This is a genomic window from Pantoea sp. CTOTU50773 (assembly GCF_032082325.1).
Classification (GTDB): Bacteria; Pseudomonadota; Gammaproteobacteria; order Enterobacterales; family Enterobacteriaceae; genus Pantoea; species Pantoea communis.
In genome coordinates, this window is the sequence record NZ_DAMDQC010000180.1 from 1 (window position 1) to 8,688 (window position 8,688).

The 8,688-nt window shown below is 53.8% G+C and carries 7 protein-coding genes and 1 pseudogene; 7 read left to right on the forward strand and 1 reads right to left on the reverse strand.

The annotated features are described in order from the left end of the window. A partial coding sequence (locus tag RT340_RS20080; RefSeq protein ID WP_313377572.1) for a LysR family transcriptional regulator occupies positions 1-296 on the reverse strand: 296 nt, incomplete at its 3' end. A gap of 129 nt (positions 297-425) precedes the next feature. Between RT340_RS20080 and RT340_RS20085 the strand changes: the two genes are divergently transcribed. From RT340_RS20085 to RT340_RS20115, 7 genes and pseudogenes are all read left to right on the forward strand, one after another. Continuing rightward, positions 426-1,163, forward strand: a complete 738-nt coding sequence (locus RT340_RS20085) for a PIG-L deacetylase family protein (protein ID WP_211727921.1) — start codon at positions 426-428, stop codon at positions 1,161-1,163. Then, positions 1,160-1,882 (forward strand): 4-carboxy-4-hydroxy-2-oxoadipate aldolase/oxaloacetate decarboxylase, encoded by a 723-nt coding sequence (locus RT340_RS20090; protein ID WP_313377570.1) that lies wholly within the window; start codon positions 1,160-1,162, stop codon positions 1,880-1,882. Before RT340_RS20085 ends, RT340_RS20090 begins: the two co-directional genes overlap by 4 nt. Then, positions 1,879-2,949: a 4-oxalomesaconate tautomerase gene (locus tag RT340_RS20095; RefSeq protein WP_211727919.1), complete on the forward strand. Its 1,071-nt coding sequence runs from the start codon at positions 1,879-1,881 to the stop codon at positions 2,947-2,949. Before RT340_RS20090 ends, RT340_RS20095 begins: the two co-directional genes overlap by 4 nt. A 973-nt stretch (positions 2,950-3,922) precedes the next feature. After that, entirely contained in the window at positions 3,923-5,365 is a 1,443-nt protein-coding gene (locus RT340_RS20100; protein WP_211727918.1) for a cytochrome ubiquinol oxidase subunit I, read from the forward strand. 15 nt (positions 5,366-5,380) lie between these two features. Continuing rightward, positions 5,381-6,430: a cytochrome d ubiquinol oxidase subunit II gene (locus RT340_RS20105; RefSeq protein ID WP_313377571.1), complete on the forward strand. Its 1,050-nt coding sequence runs from the start codon at positions 5,381-5,383 to the stop codon at positions 6,428-6,430. 33 nt (positions 6,431-6,463) lie between these two features. Then, positions 6,464-8,197 carry a thiol reductant ABC exporter subunit CydD gene (gene cydD, locus RT340_RS20110; protein ID WP_211727983.1) on the forward strand — a complete coding sequence of 578 codons (1,734 nt, stop codon included), beginning with the start codon at positions 6,464-6,466 and terminating at the stop codon, positions 8,195-8,197. Continuing rightward, positions 8,194-8,688, forward strand: a pseudogene (locus tag RT340_RS20115) (thiol reductant ABC exporter subunit CydC); the annotation flags it as partial. The gene cydD and the pseudogene RT340_RS20115, both read left to right, overlap by 4 nt.

An 8,688-nucleotide genomic window follows, 5' to 3' on the forward strand; every position in this document is an offset into this window, starting at 1 on the left:
GACTCGCGCAGTTTAAATCGAGCGAGAAGTGCAGGTATCGTTTTGAGTTCCTGGAGGGCGCGCTGTGCGCGGGGCAGTACACATTTACCATTCTCGGTGAGCAGCATCCCGCTGGCATGACGTTCAAACAAAGGCGTGGTGAGAGTGTGTTCCAGATCACGTATCGATCGCGTCACCGCCGATTGCGTGCGAAATAAATCTTCCGCAGCCTCCGAGACGGTTCCCCGTTCTGCAATCATACAAAGTGACCTTAGCTGCATGATTTTAATGTGATTAGTGTCTTCCTGTTCCTGCATGCCCTCTGCCCCTGAACCTCTGATAATGATCACAACATAAATAAAAATCATAGCTCGCACAATGAAAGGCATTATTCGGTCACGGTGGTGCGTGTCAGGATGAAAAAAACGTAATAGCAGGGGAACATAATGGAAAACGCAGTGAAAAAGAGTGCCTTGGTGGTCAGTGCCCATTCCGCTGACTTTGTCTGGCGCGCAGGCGGGGCCATCGCGTTGCACAGTGCGAGCGGCTATGACGTGCACGTCGTCTGCCTCTCTTACGGGGAGCGCGGTGAGTCGGCAAAACTGTGGCGCAAAGGCAATATGACCGAGCAGACCGTCAAGCAGCATCGTCAGGCCGAGGCCGAACGGGCCGCGGATGTGTTAGGTGCCAGCATTGAGTTCTTCGATCTCGGCGATTATCCCCTTCGCGCGGATAAGGAAACGCTGTTTCGCCTCGCCGATGTGTTTCGCCGCGTACAGCCTCACTTTGTGCTGACGCACTCGATTGCCGATCCTTACAACTACGATCATCCCCTGGCGGCGAATCTCACCCAGGAAGCACGCATCATTGCACAGGCAGAGGGGTATCGCCCGGGAGAACCAATTATCGGTGCACCGCCGGTTTACTGTTTTGAACCGCATCAGCCTGAACAATGCCTGTGGAAACCGGATGTGCTGCTGGATATCACCTCGGTTTGGGAAAAGAAATATCAGGCGATTCAGTGCATGGCCGGTCAGGAACACCTGTGGGAATACTACACGCGCGTGGCGCTCCAGCGCGGCGTACAGGCCAAACGTAATACGGGGATTGCATCCACGCGCGTCATCACCCACGGCGAAGGCTATCAGAGTCTGTTCCCACGGGTGACGGAGGATCTCTCATGATTGCGGTCAATCAGAAAGGCATCGTTGTTAAGCAGATTGAACGGACCGATTCGGCTCTGATTGCACAATTTGCCCGTGCCGGAGTGGCGACTGTCCACGAAGCGCAACAGCGGCAAGGTCTGCTTGATGTGCGGATAAGACCCATTCAGCAAGGTGTCTCGGTAGCCGGTAGCGCGGTCACGGTGCTGGTTTCTCCCGGCGATAACTGGATGTTTCATGTTGCAGTCGAACAGTGTCAGCCGGGCGATGTGCTGTTAGTGTCGCCGACCTCGGATTGCCATGACGGCTTCTTCGGTGATCTGTTGGCCACTTCGCTGAAAGCGCGCGGCGTGGTGGCGCTGGTGGGCGATATCGGTATCCGTGACAGCCAGACCCTGCGTGAGATGGGTTTCCCGGTCTGGTCGCGTGCGGTGTTTGCTCAGGGAACCGTTAAAGCCACGCTGGGGTCGGTGAATGTGCCAATTCTCTGTGCCGGTCAGCTGGTTTATCCCGGCGACATTGTGGTCGCCGATGACGACAGCGTGGTGATTGTGCCGCGAGCGGATGCGAACATCGTTGCCGAGGCAACCCAACAGCGGGTCGCCAATGAGGAGAGTAAACGAGTAAGACTGGCTGCGGGGGAATTCGGGCTGGATATTTATCAGATGCGTGGCGCGTTAGCGGAGAAGGGATTGCGCTACGTGGAGTCTCTGGATGCCCTGCAAAAGAGTTCGCTATGAAACAGACGCTGATACCCTGTGTCTTAATGCGAGGCGGCACCTCCAAAGCCGCCTGTTTCCTGGCCAGCGATCTGCCAGAAGCGGCGCCGCAACGAGATCGCGTGTTGCTGGCCGTCATGGGTTCACCCGATCCCCGTCAAATTGATGGCATCGGTGGGGCTGATCCGCTGACCAGTAAAGTGGCGATAATTTCTCCCTCCACTCGGCCTGATGCGGATATCGATTACCTGTTTGCACAGGTTAACGTGCATCAAGCAGTAGTCGATTATGGACAGAACTGCGGCAATATCCTCGCCGCCGTGGCGCCTTTTGCCATTGAGAAGGGCCTGATAAGGGCACAGGGCGACATCACGCGCGTGCGCATCTTTATGGTCAACACCGGGCAAATCGCAGTGGCGCAATTTGCCACGCCCGATGGCACGGCGGAATATCAGGGCGATACCCAGATAGACGGTGTGCCCGGTTTTGGCGCAGAGCAAATTTTGCAATTCGAGGATATTGCAGGCTCCAGCTGCGGATCGCTGTTACCGACCGGAGAGGCGCTTAATCGGTTTGACGGGATTGAGGTGACCTGCATCGATAACGGTATGCCCGTGGTGATCCTGCGTGCTGAGGATGTGGGATGCACTGGACAGGAAACCCGTGAACAGCTGGAGAGTAACGCTGAGTTAAAAGCGCGTCTGGAGTCCATCCGCTTACAAGCGGGTCTGTTGATGAATCTCGGGGATGTGACGAAACGAACCGTGCCGAAAATGACCCTGATCGCGCCGCCCGCTAATGGCGGTGCGCTATCCACGCGAACATTTATTCCCCATCGCTGTCACGCCTCTATAGGCGTACTGGGCGCGGTGAGTGTGGCTACAGCCTGCCTGATCCCCGGTTCCGTGACGCAGGGCATCGCGCAGATTACCGATGCCAGGCAGCAGCGTCTGGCGGTAGAGCATCCCAGCGGCGAGTTTAGCGTGATGCTGACCCGTGATGAGGCAGGGAAGGTGACGCAAAGCGGCCTGATACGTACGGCACGTTTGTTATTCGACGGGCGGGTCGCCATTCCAGGCTCACACTAAAACACGAATTACCCTGCACGCTGACGTTCTCCTGTGCTGACAACCTTATGGGTTGTCGGCATTCTTCATTCGCTCTGCAAAATCTTCGTTTCCACGCGTGACTGCGTGCTCCTACTCACACTGCCTGGCCAGACTCCTTATTTTCCTTAAATAAATGTCGCCTGATTCATTATTAATGTGACAAGTGTGCGCACGGTGTGTCTTTAATGTTACGAGTCAGTATATTTAATAGCGAGGTTTTTAAAGATTTAATGGCGCAGGAATTAAGTGTTCTGAAAGTGATAATTGTTTTTGGTTTGTTAAATTAAATCATTCCGGCTGTTATTAAAATACAATAACTCAATGCTTGTTAAAATTACGTATTATTGATGTTGAGCTTATGTCTACGGTAATTGTAACCCTGCTAAATAATAAGATAATCGCATCATTACGGGCTGCACGCCGATTCTTTCACTCTTCAGTGCATCATAATTAACGCTCAAAACCACGCTAAAACCTTGAATTAGGTTGATTAAAATCAAAAATTCCTCATAAATTAACGCTCTCATTACATTTAATTCACATGAAAATCATTCATTTATACAGCGAATTTTTTCTTTTTGTTACAAGTTACCCCTTTAATTTGGATGCCTTTGTGTAAACGAAAATATAGAATAATTTACAGAAAAATTCTTATTACGAGCCGTGTCGATACCTACGCCTGCAAGTGTTATCGACAGACATTTCGTTAACAATCGTGATTTATTTTCCCCGTTCTTTCTCCGGAACGAACGCCGAAGTGAATATCCTATTTCCCAGACGTCACCTGTCTGGAAAATAAACTGTGGTTGTTGCTCGTGGTTAAGAGAAAGACGACAGTGCGGCACCGATTTCAACTTGTTATGCACGAGCTTGCTTCATCTCACTTCATAACATGTGAAACGGCGCTGGATTGCCGTTAACTCATTCGGTCACTCAAAAAAAGAAGATAGTCATGCTAAGTAACGATCTTACATCGCTGATCACGCGTATTGACTTCGCGCTAATTTCATCCATTCACATCATTTTTCCCCCGCTAACCATTGGACTGGCTGCACTGTTGTTCATCTCTGAACTGATGTGGGTCAGGAAGCAAGATGAGCAGTGGTATCGCCTGTGTCGCTTCTTTGAAAAGCTGTTTATCGTTAACTTCGGTGCTGGCGTGGCAACCGGTGTCACCATGGAAATGGCCTTCGGTATTCTTTATGGTCGCTTCTCGCAGGCTGCCGGGCCGTTCTTTGGTCAGGTGCTCGGCTATGAGACCATCACCGCCTTTATGTACGAAGCCGGCTTTATCGGACTGATGATTTTTGGCTGGGGCAAGATCAGCAAAGGGATGCACCTGTTTGCGACCTTTAACGTGGCGCTCTCTTCTACGCTTTCTGCGATGTGGATCCTGGTGGCTAACTCCTGGATGCAAACGCCAACCGGTGTTGAACTGCATAACGGTATTTTCATCGTAACTGACTGGCTGGCCGCGCTGTTAAATCCTAATGCGCGCAGTGCTTTCCCGCACATGCTGCTGGCAAGCTTCGAGCTCTCGCTCTGCTTCGTGGTGGCGACCTGCGCCTGGTATGTGCTGAAACAGCGTCATGTTGATCTGTTCCTGAAACCCCTGAAGTATTCACTGATGGCGCTGGCCGTGGTCGCCGCCGTTCAGATCTATATGGGTGACGTGCTGGGTGAAGCCACGCTGGAACATAAACCGGCGGCGCTGGCAGCAATGGAAGGGCACTACGATACTTATGATTCTGCGGGTAACGTCAACAGTGCCTGGCACATCCTCGGTTGGCCAAACAAAGAAGGCACCGGCCTCGCATGGTCAATCGATATTCCGCACGGTTTAAGCCTGATTGAAACCAAAACCTGGAACGGTACGGTAACGGGCCTGAACAGCTTCCCGAAAGATCAGCAACCGCCTGTGGTGTTGCCGTTCTACGCTTTCCGCGCCATGTCAGGTGCTGCGGGTGCCATGCTGCTGGTTAGCCTCTGGGGCGTCTGGCTGATTGCACGTCGTCGCATGACCGCTGAGCTGGCTCCGCGCAATAAGCTGTTCCTGGCGCTGGCCGTTATTATGGTGATCCTGCCTTATATCGCAGTGATTGCGGGCTGGTGGACGCGCGAAATTGGCCGTCAGCCGTGGATCGTGTATGGCCTGATGCGCACCGAAGACGGTATGAGTCCAATGACCCTGGGTCTGGCGATCTTCTGGCTGGTGGGCTTCGCTATCTTTGAAACCGCTGTGGTGGCGGGCACCATCTGGTTCCTCGCTAAAGTGGTGCGTATGGGTCCTGATTTGACCAGCAAAATCCCGGGCGAGGGGCATGAGCATTTGGGTCACCTTGAAATGCCTGCCAGTGGTCATGCTGACCATCCTGAATATATCCGTCCGGTTTGATGGGAGATTAAATCCATGGACATGCTTAATTCGACTCAGCACTTCCTGATCATCGCCTGGTGGTTAGCATTTGGTATCAGCGTTCTTTTATATATCGCGCTGGATGGCGCCGACCTGGGGGCGGGGATCTTCTCGCTCTTCGTTCGCGACCATGATGAACGTGGCGCGATCATGTCGGCAATGGCTGGCACCTGGGATGCCAACGAAACCTGGCTGATCGTCGCCGGTGGTATTATGTTCGGCACCTTCCCGTTTGTGTACGGTTCGGCATTTAGCTACCTGATGGTGCCAATGGCGCTGGTGTTGTGGGGCATTATGTCCCGCGCGGTGGCACTGGAGTTTCGTCATCTGGCCTCGCCATTCTGGCAGAAGTTTTCTGACGGCATCTTCGGTGTCGCCAGTCTCGCGGTGACTTTCTTTGGTGGGATGAGCGTTGGTGCGTTGCTGCAAGGTTTCCAGATGGATTCGCCAGCTCAAGGGGTTCCAACCTATGTGGGCGGCGCATTTAACTTTATTTCAGCGTTCTCCATCTGGACCGGCGTGGCTTCCTGCGTGGCAATGACGCTGGCAGGCGTGCTGTTCGTACGTGCTCGCTTCGAGAAAAATGAACCGATTCGTCAGGATGCAGCACGTTGGACGGCGGTGATCTTCTGGTTAGCTATCGCTGCCGTGGTGATTACCTGGGTGTGGAGTGCGGTGATCTTCGACTGGGCACGTGCGAAATGGTTTGGTCCGCATTTCTGGATCTGGGGCCTGTTTGGCTTGATCGCTCTGGTCTGTATTGATCAGGTGCGTCGTGACACCCTGAAGGACAAAGATTTTGCAGCGGTGATGTGGTTCAATGGCGCGGCATTTATTCTGGGCTTCGGTATGTTACTGACCATGTTCCCGTGGATCGTGCCAGGCACCTGGACCATCTGGGCGGGCGCAAGCCCTCAGGTTTCGCTGATTACCTTCACCATGACCATGGGCGGTTTTGTTCCGGTAATGCTGATGTACAACTGGTATCCGATCTGGGTATTCCGCGGCCGTATCTCCAAGCTGGTTGGTCACGGGGGACACTAAGACATCATGTCTGCTAGTTCCCCTCCAAGTGGAATGGCAGCCCGCCTGGCGGAGCGTTGGCTTTCGAGCCTGCGCCGCCAGGCAGGCGGTTTATTTTCACTGTCGATCAGTATGGCGGCGCTCAATGCCATACTGATGATTGCACAGTGTTGGCTGTTAGCCTGGCTAATCAGCAACGCCGTCCTCGGTGGTAAAACCTTCACCGCGCTATTGCCTTATCTCTTATTGCTGCCGGTTGTGATGTTGCTGCGCGCGGGTATCGATATCCTGCGCCAGGGTTTTGCGTTTGAAGCCTCAGCACGTATCCGTCAGGGATTGCGCGGGATGTTGTTAGACCGCATCGCCACACTGGGTCCCGCCTGGAGCCAGCATCAACGTACGGGCAGTATCGCCAGCTCCCTTGGCGAAGGCGTCGAAGCTATCGAAGCCTATTTTTCCGGTTTTCTCCCGCAAAGAATCATCATCGGCATTGTGCCGCTAGCCATTCTGGTGGCGCTTTTTCCTTTTGACTGGGTCTCCGGCTTGATCATGCTGATCACCGCGCCGCTGGTGCCGTTGTTCATGATCGTGGTAGGAAAGGGCGCGGAGAAAATGAGCCTCAAGCAGTGGCACAAACTCAGCCTGATGAGTGCGCACTTCTTTGATGTGATTGCTGGCCTGACAACGTTACGCCAGACCCATGCTGCACGCCGACAAGCGAACATCATCGCAGCGATCTCGGACAGCTATCGTCAGACCACCATGAAGGTGTTGCGGCTGGCATTCCTTTCATCATTGGTGCTGGAATTTTTTGCCACCATCAGCACCGCGATGGTAGCGGTGTATGTTGGATTCCGTCTGTTCTATGGCGAAATGGGCTTCCTGCCGGGGCTGTTTGCCTTGTTGCTGGCACCTGAATTTTTCCGTCCGCTGCGCGATTTGGGCACGCACTATCATGCCCGAATGGATGCAATTGGCGCGACGGAAGGTCTACTGGCGATCCTCAATGCTGAAGCGCCGGAATCGTCACAGGGTAATGACGCGCTCCCGGCGAAACCTCGTGAAATCAACGTCGAAGGCGTGAGCTATCAGTATGAAGAGGGCGGCGGCGTTACCGATGTTTCCTTTACTTTACGCAGCGGGGAAACACTGGCGATCGTCGGCACCAGCGGTGCCGGTAAAACCACCTTATCGCGAATGCTACTGGGCTTTATCGCGCCGAACTCAGGACGCATCGTCATTGATGGCAAGGATCTTTCTTCATTAGATCTTCCTGCATGGCAGCAACAGATTGGTTGGCTCCCGCAGCGACCCACTATGTTTGCCGGTTCGATTGCGGAAAATATTCTGTTGTCGCGTTCGGGTATCAGCCAGGCAGAGGTTGAAGCAGCGGCACAGCTGGCTCAGGCTGACACTTTTATCCATTCGTTGCCGGCGCAATATGATTACCGCCTGGGTGATGGTGGAAAAGGGCTGTCCGGTGGGCAGATTCAGCGTATTGCAATGGCCCGCGCCGTATTGATTTCGCCACCGGTGGTGATACTTGATGAACCTACGGTCGCGCTGGATCGCCAGACGGCACAGCAGATGATTGCCGCCTTGGGTAATGCATTACCGGATAGCGCACGCTTGATCATCACCCACGATACGGAGATTGCCGCCACGGCCGACCGCGTTATCGTGCTGGAGAAAGGGCGTGTGGTTGAAGCAGGGACGCCGCAGGCATTGCGCGATCAGGCTGGCGTCTTCGCTGAACTCGAGCGTCTGCAAACAGGAGACCTCGCATGAAGGATCTTTGCCATCTCTTGCGCCTGGCGCGTCCGTGGCGTTTCCGCATGGCGGTGGGAATATTGCTCTCTGTGATTGTGATTCTCTCCAACGTGGCACTGCTTGCCTTGTCAGGCTGGTTTATTACGTCCATGGCGCTGGCTGGCGTGGGCTCACTGGCACTGGAGTTTTTCACTCCGGCTGCAGCGATTCGTGGGCTCGCGGTATTGCGTACCTTCGCGCGTTATCTGGAAAGATTGGTGACGCACGATGCAACTTTGCGCTTGTTGTCGGTTTTACGTGTCTGGTTCTATCAGCAGTTAGCCCATCTTGCGCCTGCGCGACTGCAGGATTTTCGCGATGGGGATGTGCTGGCGCGTTTTCGCGCTGATATAGATAGCCTCGACAATTTCTATCTGCGTATTCTGACGCCGGCCATTGCAGGGCTGATCTCGTCGGTCATCATTTTGGCAGGAATTTGCTGGTTCTCACCTTCAGTGACCTTGATTGAT

What these genes read in the sequence shown, in the direction of transcription:
- RT340_RS20105 (WP_313377571.1), top strand. Translation starts at nt 5,381, where the DNA reads ATGGACATGCTTAATTCGACTCAGCACTTCCTGATCATCGCCTGGTGG.
- RT340_RS20090 (WP_313377570.1), top strand. Translation starts at nt 1,160, where the DNA reads ATGATTGCGGTCAATCAGAAAGGCATCGTTGTTAAGCAGATTGAACGG.
- RT340_RS20085 (WP_211727921.1), top strand. Translation starts at nt 426, where the DNA reads ATGGAAAACGCAGTGAAAAAGAGTGCCTTGGTGGTCAGTGCCCATTCC.
- cydD (WP_211727983.1), top strand. Translation starts at nt 6,464, where the DNA reads ATGGCAGCCCGCCTGGCGGAGCGTTGGCTTTCGAGCCTGCGCCGCCAG.
- RT340_RS20095 (WP_211727919.1), top strand. Translation starts at nt 1,879, where the DNA reads ATGAAACAGACGCTGATACCCTGTGTCTTAATGCGAGGCGGCACCTCC.
- RT340_RS20100 (WP_211727918.1), top strand. Translation starts at nt 3,923, where the DNA reads ATGCTAAGTAACGATCTTACATCGCTGATCACGCGTATTGACTTCGCG.